This is a genomic window from Streptomyces sp. PA03-5A (assembly GCF_033792725.1).
Classification (GTDB): domain Bacteria; phylum Actinomycetota; class Actinomycetes; order Streptomycetales; family Streptomycetaceae; genus Actinacidiphila.
The window spans coordinates 132,503-149,284 of sequence record NZ_JARAVL010000011.1 but is presented as its reverse complement, the minus strand read 5'-3'; the positions used below and the strand labels follow the sequence as shown (position 1 = coordinate 149,284).

Here is a 16,782-nt window from a genome sequence, read left to right as displayed (position 1 = left end):
CGGATTGAACCTCTTAGGACAAGCGAGAAAACCTGCCGGTGATCACGTAGTGTTGCTTACATGTTGAACCTCGAGCGCCTGCGCATCCTGCATGCGATCTCCACCTACGGCTCGGTGAGCGCCGCGGCGGACGTCCTGCACGTGACGACCTCGGCCGTCTCCCAGCAGATGGGCAAGCTCGAACGCGAGACCGGGCAGACGCTGCTGGCCAGGAACGGCCGCGGGGTCCGCCTCACCGACGCCGGCCGGCTGCTGTCCGGGCACGCCGACCGCATCCTCTCCCTCGTCGAGCTCGCCCACTCCGACCTGGAGGCGCACCGCGGCGCCGCGGTCGGCGAGCTGCGCATGGGGGCCTTCCCCACCGCGGTGCGCGGCCTGTTCCCGCAGGCGCTCGCGGCGACGCGGCACGACCACCCCAAGCTGCGCGCGATGGTCCACGAGATGGAGCCCCAGGACGCGCTGGCCCGGCTCGTGCGCGGCGACATCGACCTCGCGGTCGTCCTCGACTGGTACAACAAGCCGCTGTCGCTGCCCGGCGGCCTGGCCAAGGAGCCGCTGCTCGACGACCTCGCCGACGTGGTCGTCCCCGAGGGCCACCCCCTGGCGGGCTGCGACGAGGTCGACCTGGGCGACCTCGCCGACGATGACTGGATCGCCTGGCCGGACGGCGGCTTCTGCCACGAGTGGCTGCTGTTCACCCTGCGCGGCAAGGGCGTGGAACCGCGCATCGCCCACCACGCCGAGGAGCACCCCACCGTGCTCGCCCTGGTCGCCGCCGGCCTGGGCGTCGCCGTCGTCCCGCGCCTCGGCCGCGGCCCCCTCCCGGCCGGGGTCCGCGCGATCCGCGTGCGCCACACCATGAAGCGCCACATCTACGCCGTCTGGCGCTCCGACGCCGACCGCCGCCCCGCCATCCGCGCCGCCGTCGAGGCCCTGCGCCGGGCAGGGGAGGACGTGGCGGCAGCCGAGGGCTGATCGCCCTCGGGGATGCCGGTGCGCGCGTGGTCCAGGACGACATGGGCTAGCCGAGGCCGGGCATCTTGCGGAAGTCCCAGGAGACGACGGAGTCCGGGGTCAGGCGCAGCCACGCGTGGCGGCCGTCGTGGGGCATGGACTCCAGGCCGAAGTTCTTGGCGGCGAACAGCCGCTCGACGACCTCCAGGTCCGGGTGGGGCCCGCCGGTGCGGGGCGCCTCGCCGACGAACTCGACGGTGCCGGAAAGCTCGACGCCGCGCAGTTCGCCGTACTCCGTGCCGTCGTCGACGACGACCGCGACCCGCGGGTCATGCCGCAGGTCGGCCCAGCGGCGGCTGCGGACGATCGAGTACAGCCACAGGGACGTAGCGTCCCAGACGAACCACAGCGCGCCCACGTGCGGGCGGCCGTCGGGCGAGACGGTCGCGACGCGGCAGGTGCGCTGCGCGCCGAGGAAGGTGTCGATCTCCTGCGGGGTCATCATGATCCGGCGTCCGCGCCGCTGTGCGACGGCCATGTGCGCCCCCACTTCCCTGCCTGACGGTTCGTCAGATACGGTCACCTGGGACGACGGTAGGGCAGCCGCGCGCGAGGGGGCAAGCATGACGGACGGCAACCGGGACCGCAGGCTCGACGCGCTCCTGACCCCCCGGTCCACCGCCGTGCTCACCGTCGAGTGCCAGCGCGGGGTGGTCGGCCCGGACGGCGCGCTGCCGGAACTCGCGGCCGCCGTACAGGCCTCGGGGGCGCTGGACGCCACCGCGCGGCTGGTCACCGCGGCCCACGCGGCGGGCGCCACCGTGGTGCACGCCGTCGCCGAACGCCGCGCCGACGGCCGCGGGTCCAGCCGCAACGCGCGGATCTTCCGCGCCGCCGAGCGGCTGCCCGTCCTGCAGGTCGCCGGCACACCGGCGGTCGAGGTCGCCGAGGAGATAGCGGTCGGTGCCGGCGACTTCGTCGTGCGACGGCTGCACGGGCTGTCGCCGGTCGCCGGCACCGGCCTCGACGCCGTGCTGCGCAACCTGGGCGTGCGCACGGTCGTCGTCACCGGGGTGTCGGCCAACGTGGCCGTTCCCAACGCCGTCTTCGACGCGGTCAACCTCGGCTACCAGGCGGTCGTGCCCGCGGACGCCATCGCCGGGGTGCCGCAGTCGTACACCGCGGACATGGTCCGGCACACCCTCGCGCTCGTCGCCACGGTCACCACCGCCGACGAGGTCATCGGCAGCTGGAAACGGTCCGGGCCGGGCCCGGGGGGCTCAGGCCAGGGCCACTGAGTCCCCCTCCACCTTGATGTTCGCCGCCGGCAGCGGCTGGGTCGCAGGGCCGTTGGCCACGCTGCCGTCCTTGATGCTGAACTTGCTGCCGTGACAGGGGCAGTTGATCGTGCCGCCTGCGATCTCGTTGACGGCGCAGCCCTGATGAGTGCAGATCGCCGAGAACGCCTTGAACGAGCCCGCCTCGGGCTGGCAGACGACGACCTTCTTGTCCGCGAAGATCTTGCCGCCGCCGACCGGGATGTCCGAGGTCTTGGCCAGCGCCGCCTCGGCCCCGCCGCCGGCGGGCGCCGACCCCCCGGTCCCCTGGTCGCCGCCCTGCGGGGGCGCGGCAGGGCTGTAGGCGCCCGCGGAGTCGTTGGAGTCACCGCACGCGGCCAGCGCGGCCGCGAGCCCCGCCGCACCCACCCCGGCGACCACGGCGCGGCGGGTCGGAGCTCCTGCGGTGCCAGTCGTCTCGGCCATGCGTCACACATCCTGTTGCCTCGTCCGTTCCGGACCGCCAGCCGGGGCCCGGGAGCGTCGTTCACGCCCTGCCCTGTCGTACGGACGAGATGGGTGAGCCGTTCAACCATCCCCCGGAAAATCACAGGGCACGGCCGCTCGCGCCGGCGACTGCCCGTGCCGGCGGCCACTGCCACCGTCCGGCCGGTTCAGCCGTCGAAGTCGACGTACCACTTCGGTGCGCACTCCAGGACGCCGTAGACCCGCAGGCAAGGCCGCACCGCGTGGTACCGCCCCTGGACCGTCGGGGAAGGCGTCCACCCCGTGGTGCCTGAGTGATACCGCTGACAGTAGTCGTAGCCTCCATTGGCCGTGACCTGTGCGTTGGTGCGGTAGCCGTGGCCGGCCTTCTCTTCGGCGGCCGTCGGTGAGAAGGCGTTGATGGAACGGTCGATCGAGACGTACGAGCCGTCGGGCACGTAGGCGCCGCCGTAGGCGCCCGCCGACTGGATGCCGGTGTAGAGACGTGTGATGATGCCGCGCAGCGTCACCGGATAGTTGGGGGCCCCGACTTCGGAGTACGCCACGTACTCGGTCGGTGGGGCCACGCACCGCTCGGCGGCTTGCGCCGGTGATGTCGTGCCCAGCACGGACAGCGGGGCGATCAGCAGCCATGCTGCCACCCAGGCGCGTACGCGCCCGCGTCCGAGTTCCAAGGTTGCCCCCCGGTGTGTATCCGCCCTTATCGGGCGTCATCGGAGTGCGCAGGCTAGCACCGGACTTCACCGTCCTGCCATGAACATGGCGAAGTTGCCTCCCGTGGCCGAACGCCGGCGTCGTGTGCTCCGCCTAGGATGCGCCCATGGAGGAAGTGACCGGGATCCGCTACGTCACGCCGTTGCGTGAGGGCGGATCGGTTCCCGGGGTCGTCGAGGCCGACGACCTGGGGACCTACGTGGTGAAGTTCGTGGGCGCCGCACAGGGGCGCAAAGCACTGGTCGCGGAGGTGATCGCGGGGGAGCTGGCCCGGCGGCTGGGCATGCGGGTGCCGGTGCTGGTGCGGTTCCAGTTCGACCCGGTGATCGGGCTCGGCGAGCCGGACCAGGAGATCCAGGACCTGCTGAAGGCCAGCGGCGGCCTCAACCTCGGCATGGACTTCCTCCCCGGTGCGCTCGGCTTCGACCCGCTGGTCTTCGAGGTGGAGCCCGGTGAGGCGGGCCGGATCGTGTGGTTCGACGCCCTCGTGGGCAACGTCGACCGCTCGTGGCGCAACCCGAACATGCTGGTCTGGCACCAGGACCTCTGGCTGATCGACCACGGCGCCTCGCTGATCTTCCACCACAACTGGAAGGGCGCCGACCAGGCCGCGGACAAGCCGTACGACGCCGCGGACCACGCCCTCGCCCGCTTCGCCCCGGACGTCGAGGCCGCCGCCCGCGACCTCGCCCCGCGGGTGGACGAGGCGCTGCTGCGCGAGGTCACCGCACAGGTCCCCGACGAGTGGCTGGTGGACGAGCCCGGTTTCGCGGGCCCGGACGAGGTGCGGCGCGCGTACGAGCGGGTGCTGCTGGCGCGCGCCGGCTCCGTGGGGGAGCGGATCACCCTCGCCCCGAAGCAGCAGGAGAAGCAGGCGCCGCCGGAGTGGCTGCGCACCTGGGTCGAGGGGAAGGCCGCCAAGTGAGCACGGCGAGCGGGCGCGATGTGTTCGAGTACGCCCTGGTGCGCGTGATGCCGCGGATCGAGCGCGGCGAGCTGATCAACGCGGGTGTGCTGGTCTACTGCCGTGCCAAGTCCTTCGTGGGCGCCCGGGTCCACCTGGACGAGACGCGGCTGCGCTGCCTCGACCCCGACGTGGACGTCGCCGGCGTACGGGCGGCGCTGCGCGGCTACGAGGGCATCTGCGCGGGCGGTGAGCGGGCCGGGCAGGCGGCGGAGGACGATCCTGGGCGGCGCTTCCGGTGGCTGACGGCGCCGCGCAGCACCATCGTGCAGCCGGGCCCGATCCACACCGGGCTGACCGAGGACCCGCAGGCCGAGGTGGACCGTCTGCTGGATCTTCTGGTGCGCTGAGCCACATCGGCGCGGTGGGCGTTGACACAGGGTCACTGCGCTCCTACGGTTTCGGCTACGGGACGTACTAAGCGGTCGCTCACCTGCGCGACCGCTCCCCACAGGGCTGAGGAGAGCAGATGTCGACCACCGAGCAGCGCGTAGCGATCGTGACAGGGGCGGCGCGCGGCATCGGCGCCGCCACCGCCGTGCGCCTGGCCGCGGAGGGCCGCGCCGTGGCCGTGCTGGACCTCGACGAGACCGCGTGCAAGGACACCGTCGAGCAGATCACCAAGGCGGGCGGCCGGGCCGTCGCCATCGGCGCCGACGTCTCCGACGAGGAGCAGGTCGCGGCCGCGGTCGCGCGCGTCGCCGCGGAGCTCGGGGCGCCGACGATCCTCGTCAACAACGCGGGAGTGCTCCGCGACAACCTGCTGTTCAAGATGAGCGCGTCCGACTGGGACACGGTCATGAACGTGCACCTGCGCGGCGCCTTCCTGATGACCCGCGCCGTCCAGAAGCACATGGTGGACGCCAACTTCGGCCGCGTGGTCAACCTGTCCTCGTCCTCCGCCCTCGGCAACCGCGGCCAGGCCAACTACTCCGCCGCCAAGGCGGGCCTGCAGGGCTTCACCAAGACCCTCGCGCACGAGCTCGGCAAGTTCGGCGTCACGGCCAACGCGGTCGCCCCCGGCTTCATCGCCACCGACATGACGGCCGCCACCGCCGCCCGCATCGGCATGGGCTTCGAGGAGTTCCAGGCCGCGGCCGCCACCCAGATCCCCGTCCAGCGCGTCGGCAACCCGGACGACGTCGCCAACGCCATCGCCTTCTTCACCGGCGACAACGCGGGCTTCGTCTCCGGCCAGGTGCTGTACGTGGCCGGCGGACCGCTCGACTGAACCGCGACAGGAGACCCGCATCATGAGCAACCAGCCCGACAGCGGACGCGTCGCGATCGTCACCGGCGCCAGCCGCGGCATCGGCTACGGCATCGCCGAGGCGCTCGTCGCCCGCGGCGACCGCGTCGTCATCACCGGCCGCAACGAGGAGGCGCTGAAGGAGGCCGTCGAACGGCTCGGCGCCGACCGGGCCCTCGGCGTGGCCGGCAAGGCCCACGACGAGGCGCACCAGGCCGAGGTCGTCGAGCGGACGATGGAGGCCTTCGGCCGCGTCGACTACCTCGCCAACAACGCCGGTACGAACCCGGTCTTCGGCCCGCTCGCCGAGCTCGACCTCGGCGTCGCCCGCAAGGTCTTCGAGACCAACGTCATCTCCGCGCTCGGCTTCGCCCAGCAGACGTACAAGGCGTGGATGAAGGAGAACGGCGGCGCGATCGTCAACATCGCCTCCGTGGCGGGCATCAGCGCCTCCCCCTTCATCGGCGCGTACGGCATGAGCAAGGCCGCGATGGTCAACCTCACGCTGCAGCTCGCCTCCGAGATGGCGCCCGGTGTCCGCGCCAACGCCATCGCCCCCGCGGTGGTCAAGACCAGGTTCGCCTCCGCCCTCTACGAGGGCCGCGAGGAGCAGGCCGCGTCCGCCTACCCGCTGGGGCGGCTCGGCGTGCCCGAGGACATCGGCGGCGCCGCCGCCTTCCTGCTCTCGGACGCGGCTGCCTGGATCACCGGCCAGACCCTGGTCGTGGACGGCGGCATCTTCCTCAACGCCAGCGTCGGCGCCTGAGGCTTGCGTTCGTCCGCACTCCAACGTGCACAGTCCCTGGTGCCGGCCGCCGTAGCGGCGGCCGGCACCAGGGACCCGCCCGTATCCGAGGAGTGCGCACCATGCGATACCGCACACTGTCCGGCGGCGCCGGACCGAAGGTCAGCACCCTGTGCCTGGGAGCCCTGCCCTTCGGCACCACGGTCGACGAGGAGACCTCCTTCGCGATCCTCGACCGCTTCACCGAGGCCGGCGGCACCTTCGTCGACACCGCGAACAACTACGCCTGCTGGGTGGACGGCGCCACCGGCGACGAGAGCGAACTGCTGCTCGGCCGCTGGCTGCGCAGCCGCCGGGCGAGGGAGCACGTCGTGCTCGCCACCAAGGTCGGCGCCCGTCCCGACCTCACGCGCGGTACGCGGTGGATCGACGACGAGGGCGGGCTCGGCAACGCCGAGGGCCTGGCCGGGCACGTCGTCCGGGCGGGCCTGAGGGAGAGCCTGCGCAGGCTGGGCACCGACCGCGTCGACCTCCACTACGCCCACGTCGAGGACCCGCGCGTCCCGCTGGAGGAGACCGTGGAGGCCTTCGCCGGCCTCGTCGCGGACGGCACGGTCGGTACGCCCGGCGTCAGCAACCACGCGACGCGGCGCATCGCCGAGGCCCGCCGGATCGCCGCGGAACGGGGCCTGCCGGGGTACCAGGTCGTCCAGCAGCGGCACACCTACCTCCGGCCGCGGCCGCAGGCGCGCTTCGGCATCCAGCGGCACGCCGACGCCGAACTCCTCGACCACGTCCGCACCCAGCCCGACCTGACGCTGCTGGGGTACTCCACGCTCGTCCACGGCGCCTACACCCGGGACGACAAGGCGGTGCCCGGGCAGTACCGGCACGGGGGGACGGAGCGGCGGCTGCGCGTCCTGCGGGAGGTGGCGCGGCAGGCCGGGGCGACCCCCAACCAGGTCGTGCTGGCCTGGCTGCTGGGCGGGGACGTGCCCGTCCTGCCGGTGCTCGGGGTGAGCAGCGTCGCGCAGCTCGACGAACTCCTGGCGGCGGCCGACCTGGACCTCGAACCGGAGTTGCGGGCCCGGCTGGACGCGGCCTGACCCCCGGCCGGGCGGATTGTCGGTGCGGAACGGTACGTTCGTCCCCAGTAACGGATCGCGTACCGGAGGTTCCCGACGTGCCCATCACGCTGCCCGAGTCCTGGCAGGCCGTCCTCGGTGAGGAGCTGGAGAAGCCCTACTTCACCCAGCTCACCGAGTTCGTGGAGGAGGAGCGCGGGAAGCACAAGGTCTTCCCGCCGCGCGAGCAGGTCTTCGCGGCCCTGGAGGCCACGCCCTACGACAAGGTGAAGGTGCTGGTCCTCGGCCAGGACCCGTACCACGGCGAGGGCCAGGGGCACGGGCTGTGCTTCTCGGTGCAGCCGGGTGTCAAGACCCCGCCCTCCCTGCGGAACATCTTCAAGGAGATGAAGGAGGAGTACGGCTACCCGATCCCGGACAACGGCTACCTGATGCCGTGGGCGGAGCAGGGCGTGCTGCTGCTCAACGCGGTGCTGACGGTGCGCGAGGCCGAGGCCAACTCGCACAAGGGCAAGGGCTGGGAGAAGTTCACCGACGCGGTCATCAGGGCCGTTGCGTCCCGGCCCGACCCGGCGGTCTTCGTCCTGTGGGGCAACTACGCCAAGAAGAAGCTGCCGCTGATCGACACCGAGCGGCACGCGGTCGTCCAGGGCGCCCACCCGTCGCCGCTGTCGGCCAAGCTCTTCCTCGGCAGCCGTCCCTTCACCCAGATCGACGAGGCGCTCAAGGCACAGGGCCACGACCCGGTGGACTGGCGCATCCCGGACCTGGGCCGCTGAGTCCGTGCCCGGGCCGGGCGACGCACGGGGGTCGTCGCCGGGCCCGGGCCGAGGGGGGAGATGCCGATGGAATGGACGGGATGGACGGGGCCGCGCACGGGCAGGGCGCGCCGCCGGGCCGAAGCGGCGGCATGGACGGCCGGACTCGTGCTCGGCGCGTTCGTCGACGTCCGGGTGATCCAGCACCTTCTGACGGCGGACGTGGCGCCGGCCTCCGTCGCGTCGCGCGGCGCGGTGCTCGGCACCTGGGCGACGGACGACGGGGACGGTTCCATCAGGTTCGACCCGGACGGCCACTTCTCCGCCTCCCGGATGCCCGCCCAGGTCTTCATCCCCGGCCGGTGGGTCGACGGGGTGAAGACCACGGGCGGTACCTGGACGTTCCACCACCGCTACGTGGAGCTCGACGGGTTCTCGGGGCTGGGCATCGTCGAGGACTGGCGCGACGACACCCGCCTGTGCGTGGAGTCCGGCGACCCGGGCGTGCTCTGCGACGAGTTGCTGCACCGGGTGCCGGACTGAGGCGTCAGTCGCCCGTCACCCCGTCGATGCGTTCGCGGATCAGGTCGGCGTGGCCGTTGTGGCGGGCGTACTCCTCGATCATGTGGACGTAGATCCAGCGCAGGGAGATTTCGTGCTTGCCGCGGCGCAGCCCGATGTCGTCGAGCGACCGGTGGCGGGTCAGCTCGCGGGCGTGCGCGATCTCGGCGCGCCAGGTGGCGAACGCCTCGGCGGTGTCGGCCTGGGCGAGGTCGTGGAACTCGCCGTCGGGGTCATCCTCGGTGAGGTAGAGCGGGGGCACGTCCTCTCCGGCGAGCACGGTGCGGAACCAGCCCCGTTCGACCCCGGCCATGTGCCGGACCAGGCCGAGCAGGGTGAGGTCGGAGGGGGGCGCGCTGGGGGTGCGCAGCTGTTCGTCGTCCAGGCCGGCGCACTTCATCGCGAGGGTGTCGCGGTGGAAGTCCAGCCAGCTCTCCAGCATGGTGCGCTCGTCGGCGATGTAGGGCGGGTCGGTGCGCTCCGGCGTCGTCGTCATGGCCGCCATGATGGCGGGGGCCTCTGACGGCGTCGACGCATTAACCGGCCGAGCCGCCGGAGCCGCCACCGAGCATCCCGCGCAACAGGTCGGCCGCGCCCGCCCGCAACTCGGCCTCGGGCGGGGGCGAGGTGGACCCGGCGCCCGCGACGGAATGGAAGAGGACGCCGTCGCACCACGCGATGAGCGACCGTGCGTGACGCTCCGGCTCGGCGGAGCCCACGGCGCGCAGCATCGCCTCCAGTTGCTCGCGGAAGGCGCGACCCGCGGTGTCGTAGACCGTGCGCAACTCGGGGCGCCGGGTGGCCTCCAGGGCGAGTTCCAGGCGGGCGCGCGTGAGGTCACGGGCCTCGGTGACGGAGCGGTGCAGGAAGTGCGCGAGCAGCGCGGCCAGCCCCTCGGGCCCGGGCGCGGACGCGGGGGCGTGGGCCGTCTGCGACTCGCGGAAGGCCAGCCTGCGGACCGCCGCCTCCAGGAGGGCCGCGCGGGTCCGGGCGTGGTTGGACGTCGAGCCCTGCGGCAGACCGGCCGCCTCGTCGACCGCACGGTGGGTCAGCCCGCGCATGCCCCGCTCGGCGAGCAGGGCGAGTGCGGTGTCTGCGATCAGCTCGGGGCGGGACGTCTGCGCGGTGCTCATGACGGCAACCTACCGGCCCCGGCTCCGGCCCCGCCCTGCTCGTGTACCGGCGAGCGGCATCGTCGTCACCTGGGTTCGGCGTGACGGAAGGCCCCGACGCCGGCCGGTTCACCCGGGCCGAGGCGGCGGGACGCCGCCCGGGCCCCCGCCCCGCCGTCCTTCCCTCACCCGGTGCCCGGGCAGCCCGTCGCCTGCCGGGCCTGACGAGCCAGGGTGGGGGTCTCGGGCGGCACCGTCACCGGGATCCGGCGTGGCCGGACCCCACCCCCGTCGGCCGGGGCGAAGGGCGCCTTTGCAGGACGGGGTTGGCCCGGGTGGGCCGTCACCCGGCTCGGTGTCACCGCGCGCCTTGACGAGGGCCTGGGCGACCGTCGTCCCCGCTTGTTCCCTCGCCGGTCCGTGGACCGCCGTAGGGGTTCCGGAACCGCGCCGAGGCCCTGGGCGGCACCGTCTCCGGGTCCGGTGCCGCCGGACGTCGCCGTCCCCAGGTTCGCGTGCGGCTCCGGCGCCCTCCCCGGGATACTACAGATGTAGTACGCTCCACTACACCTGTAGTCTGCGGAGGGGAGCCGAAGCCATGGGCCGCACATCGCGTCAGCCGTACGCCGTCGTCGTCGGAGCCGGCATCGGAGGGCTGGCCGCCGCCGTGGCCTTGCGCCGGCGCGGATGGCGGGTGACCGTCCTGGAGCGGGCCGCGGCGCTCGAACCCGTCGGAGCCGGGATCGGCATCGCGCCCAACGGCCTGCGTGCGCTGGACGCGCTCGGGGTCGGCGGGGCCGTGCGCGCCATGGCCGCCTTCCAGGGCGAGGGCGGGCTGCGCCGCCCCGACGGGCGCTGGCTCTCCCGGACCAGCGGCGAGGCCGCCGCCGAGCGGTTCGGCGGACCCGTGGTGATCGCCCACCGGGCGGAGTTGGTGGCCGTGCTGTCGGGCCTCCTGCCGGACGGCGCGCTGCGCACCGGGACCCGGGTCCTGTCCGCCTCCCCCGGCGGGAAGGTCACCACCGGGGACGGGACGATCGACGCCGATCTGGTGGTCGCCGCCGACGGGATCAACTCAGCCGTGCGCGCCGCGCTGTTCCCGGCGCACCCGGGGCCGGTCTACAGCGGGTTCACCAGCTGGCGCACGGTCGTGCCGGCACCCTCCGCGTACCTCCCGCACGAGACCTGGGGGCGCGGCCGGCTGTGGGGCACCGTCCCGCTCACCGGCGGCCGCGTCTACTGCTACGCGACCGCCGTGACCCCGCCGGGCGGCCGCGCCCCCGGCGGGGACGAACGCACCGAGCTGCGGCGGCTGTTCGGCGACTGGCACCAGCCGGTGCCCGAGCTGATCGACTGCGCCGCCCCCGGCGCAGTGCTCCGCAACGACGTCCACCACCTCGCGCGAGGGCTGCCCGCCTTCCACCAGGGGCGCATCGCCCTGCTCGGCGACGCGGCGCACGCCATGACGCCCAACCTCGGCCAGGGCGGCTGCCAGGCCCTGGAGGACGCCGTCGTCCTCGCCCACCTCGCCGCCCCCGACGCCGCGGACGAGGCCGTGGCGCGCGCCCTGGCCGCCTACACCGCGCAGCGGCTGCCCCGCACGACGGGCGTCGTACGCCGCTCCTGGAGCATCGGGAGGCTCACCACCTGGTCCTCGCCGCCCGCCGTCGCGCTGCGCGACGCCCTGTTCGCCACCGTCAACCGGGTCGGCCCGCGCCTGGCCCTGCGCAGCCTCGACGGGATCGCCGACTGGCGGCCGCCGGCCGGCCCGTATGCTGCCGACGGCACAGGTCAGGCACAGCAGGCGTAGGCGGGAGCGGCACATGGAACCCCTCAGGATCGGGGTCATCGGACTCGGCGACATCGCGCGCAAGGCGTACCTGCCGGTGCTGACCGCGCAGCCGGGGGTGGAACTCCACCTGCACACCCGCACCCGCGCCACCCTCGACGCCGTCGGCGACACCCACCGGGTCCCGGTCCCGCACCGCCACGAGACCCTCGACGCCCTGCTCGACCAGGGGCTCGACGGGGCGTTCGTGCACGCCCCCACCGAGACGCACGTGGAGATCACCGAACGCCTCATCGCCGCGGGCGTCCCCGTCTACGTCGACAAACCGCTCGCCTACGACCTGGCCGGGGCCGAGCACCTGGTGCGCCTCGCCGAGGAGCGCGGGGTCGGGCTGACGGTCGGCTTCAACCGCCGCCACGCGCCGGGCTACGTGCAGTGCGCCGACCACCCGCGCGACCTGATCCTCCTGCAGAAGAACCGCATCGGACACCCGGAGACCGCGCGCACCGTCGTCTTCGACGACTTCATCCACGTCGTCGACACCCTGCGCTTCCTCCTCCCCGGCCCCGTCGAGCACACCGACGTCCGGGCACGGGTCCGCGGCGGGCTGCTCCACCACGTCACGCTCCAGCTGTCCGGCGACGGCTTCACCGCGATCGGCGTGATGAACCGCATGAGCGGCTCCAACGAGGAGGTCCTGGAGGTCATGGGCCAGGACAGCAAGCGCCAGGTGTTCAACCTGGCCGAGGTCGTGGACCACAAGGGTCAGCCCACCGTCCGCCGCCGCGGCGACTGGGTCCCCGTCGCCCGCCAGCGCGGCATAGAGGGCATCGCCCTCGCGTTCCTCGACGCCGTACGGCACGGCAAGCCCCTCGACGCCCGCGACGCGCTGCAGACCCATGAACTGTGCGAGCGCGTCGTCACCGCCGTGACCGGGCAGACCTCCTGAGCGCCGCCTCGTACGCGCCCGCCCCGGCCAGCAGCAGCACCGCCAGCCGGGGCACCCAGTCGCCGAGCCGGTCGTACGGGCTGCGCCCGGAACCCAGCGGCACGTCGTAGACCTGCGCCGCGCTGCGCGACGTGCCCAGCGACGGGCCGATCCGCTCGCCGCGGGCGTCGTGGACCGCACTGATCCCGGTCAGCGTCGCGTGCACCATCGGCCGCCAGGACTCGGCCGAGCGCAGTGCCGCCAGCGAGGCGTGCTGCGCGGGCGCCCAGCTCCCCTGGAACGAGGACGTGGAGGACTGCGCCACCAGCAGCTGCGCCCCGTCGTCCGTGAGGTGCCGGCTCATGTCGGGGAACGCCGACTCGAAGCACACCAGGGGACCCAGCCGCACCGTGCCCGCGTCCATGACCACCTGGTGGTCCCCCCGGATCCGGTCCTCACCCGCCGCCCTGCCCACCGACGTGGCCCAGCCCAGCACCGTACGGGCCGGGACGTACTCGCCGAACGGCACCAGCCGCATCTTGTCGTAGCTCGGGCCGACCGGCCCGTCGGGGCCCATCAGGACCGAGGTCTTGGATATCCCGAGGCCGTCCGCCCGCCGGGCGTCGACGTTGACCAGGATGTCGGCGCCGACGTCCCGGGACAGCGCGGCCAGCCGGTTCGCCAGGCCGGGGCGGGCGGACAGGTCGAAGCCGACGCTGCTCTCCCCCCACACCACCAGGTCCACGCCCTTGCCCGCGAGCGTACGGGTCAGCCGCTCCCCCTGGTCGAAGCGCGGTTGCGGCCCGCTGATGACCCCCGGCTGCACGACCGCCACCCGCACGGACTCCCCGCTGCGGCCCGGGACCGGCGCCCAGGCCCACACCGCCGTCGTGCCCACCGCCGCGGCGGCCAGCACGGACCCCGCGGCCGCCCGGCAGGAGGGCACCACGAGCAGCGCGGCCAGGGCCGTGTTGACCGCCACCACCAGGAAGCTGACCAGCCACACGCCCCCGATCGAGGCCAGCCGCAGCGCCGGCGTCACCTGCCACTGGCTCGCCCCCAGCAGCCCCCACGGCCCGCCCAGGTACTCCCACGACCGCACCAGCTCGACCAGCAGCCAGGCGGACGGCACCAGCACCGTCGCCGCCAGGACCGTACGGCGGCCCGGCGTGCCCCCGAGCAGCCGCCGCACCAGCCACCCCCACGGCGCCCACAGGGCCCCCAGCAGCAGGGCGATGAGCACGATGAAGACGTGCAGGCTCGGGATCAGCCAGTGGTGCACGGCCACCATGAAGCCGGCCCCGCCCAGCCAGCCGTCCACGGCGGCCCGCCGCCCCGTCGGTGCGGCGCGCGCCAGCAGCATCCACGGCACGAGGGCGACGTACGCCAGCCACCACAGCGACGGCGCGGGGAACGCCAGCGCCGGCAGCGCCCCCGCCGCCGCGGCCGCCGCACCGCGCGTCCAGGGTGAGGCGAGACGGGGGGAGACCGTCCGCGGCCCGTCGACCTTCACCGTCACCTGCGCCACTCCTCACACTCGCCTGGCCTCAGTCTCGTTCGTCCGGACGGCCTTGCCCAGAGGGCCACGGCGCGTGAACCGGCGGCCCCGTGCCGTGCGCGCCGCGCCCCCGCCGCGCACGCCGGTTGAGAGTGCCCCGGCGGGGGACCATGCTGAGGGGGAACGGCCGTGAGGACGAGGACGTACCCATGGGAAGGCGCACCGGCCACGGGGAGCACGGGGGAGGGAAGGAGCGCCACGGGCTGACGCCGCCCGCGGCCGCTGCCGTCGCTGCCGGTGACACGGGGGTGCTGACCGCCTGGGGCGAGGACGCCTGCCGGCTGCTCGGCTGGTCGTCCGCCGAGGTGCTCGGCCGGCCCGCCGGCACCCTGCTCGCCACGCCGCTGCCCTTCGCCGCACTGCGCCGCATCGCCGCCGGACGCGCCTGGGCGGGCCCCGTCGTCCTGCGCCACCGCGACGGCGGGGACGTGCCGGTCCGGCTGGGGCTGCGCCTCCTCAGCGACGCGTCGGGCACCGCGCACTGGGCCGTCACCGCGGCCGCGACCGCCCCCGGGCGACCGGAACCGGACGCCGGGGTCCTCGCCCAGCTCCCGGTCGCCGTCGCCGTCTACGACCGCGAGGTACGGCTCAGCACCGCCAACGCGGCGATGGAGCGCCTGGTCGGCAGGAGCGTGGAGGAGGTCCGCGGGCAGCGGCTGCGCGAGTTCATGCCCGGCGCGGCCTTCGAGGAGTTCGACCGCGTCCAGGAGGAGGTGATGCAGACCGGCGCGACCGCGCGCCTGGAGAGCCTCGGCCGCCCGCCCGGCGACGACCGCGACCACGCGTACGCGATGCTGGTCTTCCCGCTCAAGGACGGGTCGGGACAGGTCACCGGGGTGTCCGCCGCGGTCTACGAGACGACCGAGCAGTTCCACGCCCGGCGCCGGCTGGACATCGTCAACGAGGCGAGCACCTGCATCGGCACCACCCTGGACATCACCCGCACCGCGCAGGAACTCGCCGACGTCTCCGTACGGCGGTTCGCCGACATGGTCAGCGTCGACCTGCTGGACTCCGTCGTCCGCGGTGAGGAACCCGGCCCGCTGCCGGCCGCGGGCGCCCTCGCCTTCCGCCGCGTCGCCCAGCAGTCCGTGCTGCCCGGCTGCCCCGAGGCCGCCGCCCAGGTCGGGGAGCTGGACATGGTGCCCGAGCACTCGCCGGCCGCCTGCGCCCTGGTCACCGGGCGGGGGTCGCTGCACCGCACCCATGAGCCGGAGATCCGGCGCTGGACGGAGTACGACCGCGCCCGCGGCAGGAGCGTCGTCGACTACGGCGTGCACTCGCTGATGGTCGTGCCGCTGCGCGCCCGGGGCGCGACCCTCGGACTGGCGATCTTCATCCGGCACCGCACCCTCGACCCCTTCCACGCCGACGACCTGCTGCTCGCCGAGGAGATCGCCGCCCGGGCCGCCGTCTGCGTGGACAACGCCCGCCGCTACTCCAGGGAACGGGCCACCGCCCTCACCCTGCAGCGCAGCATGCTCCCCCAGCACTCCCCGCGGCAGGCCGCCGTCGAGGTCGCCTCCCGCTACCTGCCGGCCGGCTCCCGGGCGGGCGTGGGCGGCGACTGGTTCGACGTGATCCCGCTCAGCGGCGCCCGGGTGGCGCTCGTGGTGGGCGACGTCGTCGGCCACGGGGTGCACGCCTCGGCGACGATGGGACGGCTGCGCACCGCCGTGCGGACCCTCGCCGACGTCGACCTGGCGCCCGACGAACTCCTCACCCAGCTCGACGACCTGGTGGTACGCCTCGACATGGAGCAGGGGCAGGGCATCGAGGGCGGCTCGGACCAGTTCTACGGGGAGGTCGGCGCCACCTGCCTGTACGCGGTCTACGACCCCGTCACCCGGCGCTGCACCATGGCACGCGCCGGCCACCCGCTGCCCGCCGTGGTCCTGCCCGGCGGCCGGGCCGACTTCCCCGACCTGCCGGCGGGGCCGCCGCTGGGGCTGGGCGGGCTGCCCTTCGAGTCGGCGGAGCTGGACCTGCCCGAGGGCAGCCTGCTGGCCCTGTACACGGACGGCCTGATCGAATCGGCCGGGCACGACGTCGACGCGGGGCTCGCGCTGCTCGCCCGGACGCTCACCCGGCCGGCCGGGAGCCTGGACGAACTCTGCGACAACGTGCTGTACGGGCTGCTGCCGGACCGGCCCTGCGACGACATCGCCCTGCTGGTCGCCCGGACCCGCGCCCTCGACGCCCACCAGGTCGCCACCTGGGAGCTGCCCGACGACCCGGCCGTCGTCGGGCAGGCGCGCAGGACGGCCGCGGAGCAACTCCGCGAGTGGGGGCTGGGGGAGGCCGTGTTCATCACCGAACTGGTCGTCAGTGAACTGGTCACCAACGCGATCCGCTACGCCGGCGGCGGCCCGATCCAGGTCCGGCTGATCCGCGACGCCACCTTGATCTGCGAGGTCTCCGACACCAGCAGCACCGCCCCGCACCTGCGCCGTGCCCGGATCTTCGACGAGGGCGGCCGCGGGCTGCTGCTCGTCGCCCAGTTCACCCAGCGCTGGGGATCCCGGCAGACGCCCACCGGCAAGACGATCTGGGCCGAGCAGGAATTGGTCTGACTCCCTGA

At 73.9% G+C, this 16,782-nt stretch carries 18 protein-coding genes; 12 read left to right on the top strand and 6 right to left on the bottom strand.

Annotated elements, in window-relative coordinates; genetic code table 11:
- Positions 1-60: 60 nt before the first annotated feature.
- On the top strand, positions 61-975 hold the full coding sequence (locus PV410_RS16190; RefSeq protein WP_500325128.1) for a LysR family transcriptional regulator: 915 nt from the start codon (positions 61-63) through the stop codon (positions 973-975).
- Positions 976-1,021: 46 nt separating this feature from the next.
- Here the strand turns inward: PV410_RS16190 and PV410_RS16185 are convergent, their stop codons facing one another.
- Entirely contained in the window at positions 1,022-1,492 is a 471-nt protein-coding gene (locus PV410_RS16185) for a pyridoxamine 5'-phosphate oxidase family protein (protein ID WP_500325127.1), read from the bottom strand.
- 85 nt (positions 1,493-1,577) lie between these two features.
- Here PV410_RS16185 and PV410_RS16180 point away from each other — a divergent pair, with 85 nt between their 5' ends.
- On the top strand, positions 1,578-2,252 hold the full coding sequence (locus tag PV410_RS16180) for an isochorismatase family protein (protein WP_500325126.1): 675 nt from the start codon (positions 1,578-1,580) through the stop codon (positions 2,250-2,252).
- Here PV410_RS16180 and PV410_RS16175 read toward each other — a convergent pair.
- Both PV410_RS16175 and PV410_RS16170 read right to left on the bottom strand, forming a co-directional pair.
- Positions 2,235-2,717 carry a Rieske (2Fe-2S) protein gene (locus PV410_RS16175; RefSeq protein WP_499510498.1) on the bottom strand — a complete coding sequence of 161 codons (483 nt, stop codon included), beginning with the start codon at positions 2,715-2,717 and terminating at the stop codon, positions 2,235-2,237. The genes PV410_RS16180 and PV410_RS16175 overlap by 18 nt on opposite strands.
- A 188-nt stretch (positions 2,718-2,905) precedes the next feature.
- The gene (locus PV410_RS16170; protein WP_500325125.1) at positions 2,906-3,412 is read right to left on the bottom strand and encodes a hypothetical protein; all 507 of its coding nucleotides are present in this window, start codon (positions 3,410-3,412) and stop codon (positions 2,906-2,908) included.
- A gap of 146 nt (positions 3,413-3,558) precedes the next feature.
- Between PV410_RS16170 and PV410_RS16165 the strand changes: the two genes are divergently transcribed.
- From PV410_RS16165 to PV410_RS16135, 7 genes are all read left to right on the top strand, one after another.
- On the top strand, positions 3,559-4,377 hold the full coding sequence (locus PV410_RS16165) for a HipA family kinase (RefSeq protein ID WP_500325123.1): 819 nt from the start codon (positions 3,559-3,561) through the stop codon (positions 4,375-4,377).
- Positions 4,374-4,766, top strand: coding sequence for a DUF3037 domain-containing protein (locus PV410_RS16160; RefSeq protein ID WP_500325122.1), 393 nt, complete (start codon positions 4,374-4,376; stop codon positions 4,764-4,766). The genes PV410_RS16165 and PV410_RS16160 overlap by 4 nt, the downstream gene beginning before the upstream one ends.
- A 119-nt stretch (positions 4,767-4,885) precedes the next feature.
- Positions 4,886-5,647, top strand: a complete 762-nt coding sequence (gene fabG, locus PV410_RS16155; RefSeq protein WP_500325120.1) for a 3-oxoacyl-ACP reductase FabG — start codon at positions 4,886-4,888, stop codon at positions 5,645-5,647.
- A gap of 22 nt (positions 5,648-5,669) precedes the next feature.
- Complete coding sequence (locus tag PV410_RS16150; RefSeq protein WP_500325118.1) at positions 5,670-6,431, top strand: SDR family oxidoreductase; 762 nt, start codon at positions 5,670-5,672, stop codon at positions 6,429-6,431.
- Positions 6,432-6,532: 101 nt separating this feature from the next.
- Positions 6,533-7,516, top strand: a complete 984-nt coding sequence (locus PV410_RS16145; protein WP_500325116.1) for an aldo/keto reductase — start codon at positions 6,533-6,535, stop codon at positions 7,514-7,516.
- A 77-nt stretch (positions 7,517-7,593) separates the two neighbouring features.
- The gene (locus tag PV410_RS16140) at positions 7,594-8,274 is read left to right on the top strand and encodes a uracil-DNA glycosylase (RefSeq protein WP_500325115.1); all 681 of its coding nucleotides are present in this window, start codon (positions 7,594-7,596) and stop codon (positions 8,272-8,274) included.
- Between the two features lie 66 nt (positions 8,275-8,340).
- Positions 8,341-8,796, top strand: coding sequence for a hypothetical protein (locus tag PV410_RS16135; protein WP_500325113.1), 456 nt, complete (start codon positions 8,341-8,343; stop codon positions 8,794-8,796).
- Between the two features lie 4 nt (positions 8,797-8,800).
- Here PV410_RS16135 and PV410_RS16130 read toward each other — a convergent pair whose 3' ends face one another.
- Both PV410_RS16130 and PV410_RS16125 read right to left on the bottom strand, forming a co-directional pair.
- Positions 8,801-9,319, bottom strand: a complete 519-nt coding sequence (locus PV410_RS16130; protein ID WP_500325111.1) for a DinB family protein — start codon at positions 9,317-9,319, stop codon at positions 8,801-8,803.
- 31 nt (positions 9,320-9,350) lie between these two features.
- Positions 9,351-9,947: a TetR/AcrR family transcriptional regulator gene (locus PV410_RS16125; protein ID WP_500325110.1), complete on the bottom strand. Its 597-nt coding sequence runs from the start codon at positions 9,945-9,947 to the stop codon at positions 9,351-9,353.
- A 577-nt stretch (positions 9,948-10,524) separates the two neighbouring features.
- On the opposite strand from PV410_RS16125, the gene PV410_RS16120 reads away from it, so the two are divergent.
- Positions 10,525-11,736 (top strand): FAD-dependent monooxygenase, encoded by a 1,212-nt coding sequence (locus PV410_RS16120; protein WP_500325108.1) that lies wholly within the window; start codon positions 10,525-10,527, stop codon positions 11,734-11,736.
- Positions 11,737-11,749: 13 nt separating this feature from the next.
- Positions 11,750-12,664 (top strand): Gfo/Idh/MocA family protein, encoded by a 915-nt coding sequence (locus tag PV410_RS16115; protein WP_500325106.1) that lies wholly within the window; start codon positions 11,750-11,752, stop codon positions 12,662-12,664.
- On the opposite strand, the gene lnt is transcribed toward PV410_RS16115, so the two are convergent.
- The gene (lnt, locus tag PV410_RS16110) at positions 12,636-14,162 is read right to left on the bottom strand and encodes an apolipoprotein N-acyltransferase (protein ID WP_500325104.1); all 1,527 of its coding nucleotides are present in this window, start codon (positions 14,160-14,162) and stop codon (positions 12,636-12,638) included. The two genes, PV410_RS16115 and lnt, sit on opposite strands and share 29 nt — an antisense overlap.
- Before the next feature lie 188 nt (positions 14,163-14,350).
- Here lnt and PV410_RS16105 point away from each other — a divergent pair, with 188 nt between their 5' ends.
- On the top strand, positions 14,351-16,774 hold the full coding sequence (locus PV410_RS16105) for a SpoIIE family protein phosphatase (protein WP_500325102.1): 2,424 nt from the start codon (positions 14,351-14,353) through the stop codon (positions 16,772-16,774).
- Positions 16,775-16,782 lie beyond the last annotated feature (8 nt).

Bases quoted from the DNA above. Each gene is read 5' to 3' on its own strand.
- PV410_RS16130 (WP_500325111.1), bottom strand. From the start codon at position 9,319: ATGGCGGCCATGACGACGACGCCGGAGCGCACCGACCCGCCCTACATC.
- PV410_RS16175 (WP_499510498.1), bottom strand. From the start codon at position 2,717: ATGGCCGAGACGACTGGCACCGCAGGAGCTCCGACCCGCCGCGCCGTG.
- PV410_RS16185 (WP_500325127.1), bottom strand. From the start codon at position 1,492: ATGGCCGTCGCACAGCGGCGCGGACGCCGGATCATGATGACCCCGCAG.
- PV410_RS16190 (WP_500325128.1), top strand. From the start codon at position 61: ATGTTGAACCTCGAGCGCCTGCGCATCCTGCATGCGATCTCCACCTAC.
- PV410_RS16135 (WP_500325113.1), top strand. From the start codon at position 8,341: ATGGAATGGACGGGATGGACGGGGCCGCGCACGGGCAGGGCGCGCCGC.
- PV410_RS16180 (WP_500325126.1), top strand. From the start codon at position 1,578: ATGACGGACGGCAACCGGGACCGCAGGCTCGACGCGCTCCTGACCCCC.
- fabG (WP_500325120.1), top strand. From the start codon at position 4,886: ATGTCGACCACCGAGCAGCGCGTAGCGATCGTGACAGGGGCGGCGCGC.
- PV410_RS16105 (WP_500325102.1), top strand. From the start codon at position 14,351: ATGGGAAGGCGCACCGGCCACGGGGAGCACGGGGGAGGGAAGGAGCGC.
- PV410_RS16120 (WP_500325108.1), top strand. From the start codon at position 10,525: ATGGGCCGCACATCGCGTCAGCCGTACGCCGTCGTCGTCGGAGCCGGC.
- PV410_RS16115 (WP_500325106.1), top strand. From the start codon at position 11,750: ATGGAACCCCTCAGGATCGGGGTCATCGGACTCGGCGACATCGCGCGC.
- PV410_RS16145 (WP_500325116.1), top strand. From the start codon at position 6,533: ATGCGATACCGCACACTGTCCGGCGGCGCCGGACCGAAGGTCAGCACC.
- PV410_RS16165 (WP_500325123.1), top strand. From the start codon at position 3,559: ATGGAGGAAGTGACCGGGATCCGCTACGTCACGCCGTTGCGTGAGGGC.
- PV410_RS16150 (WP_500325118.1), top strand. From the start codon at position 5,670: ATGAGCAACCAGCCCGACAGCGGACGCGTCGCGATCGTCACCGGCGCC.
- PV410_RS16125 (WP_500325110.1), bottom strand. From the start codon at position 9,947: ATGAGCACCGCGCAGACGTCCCGCCCCGAGCTGATCGCAGACACCGCA.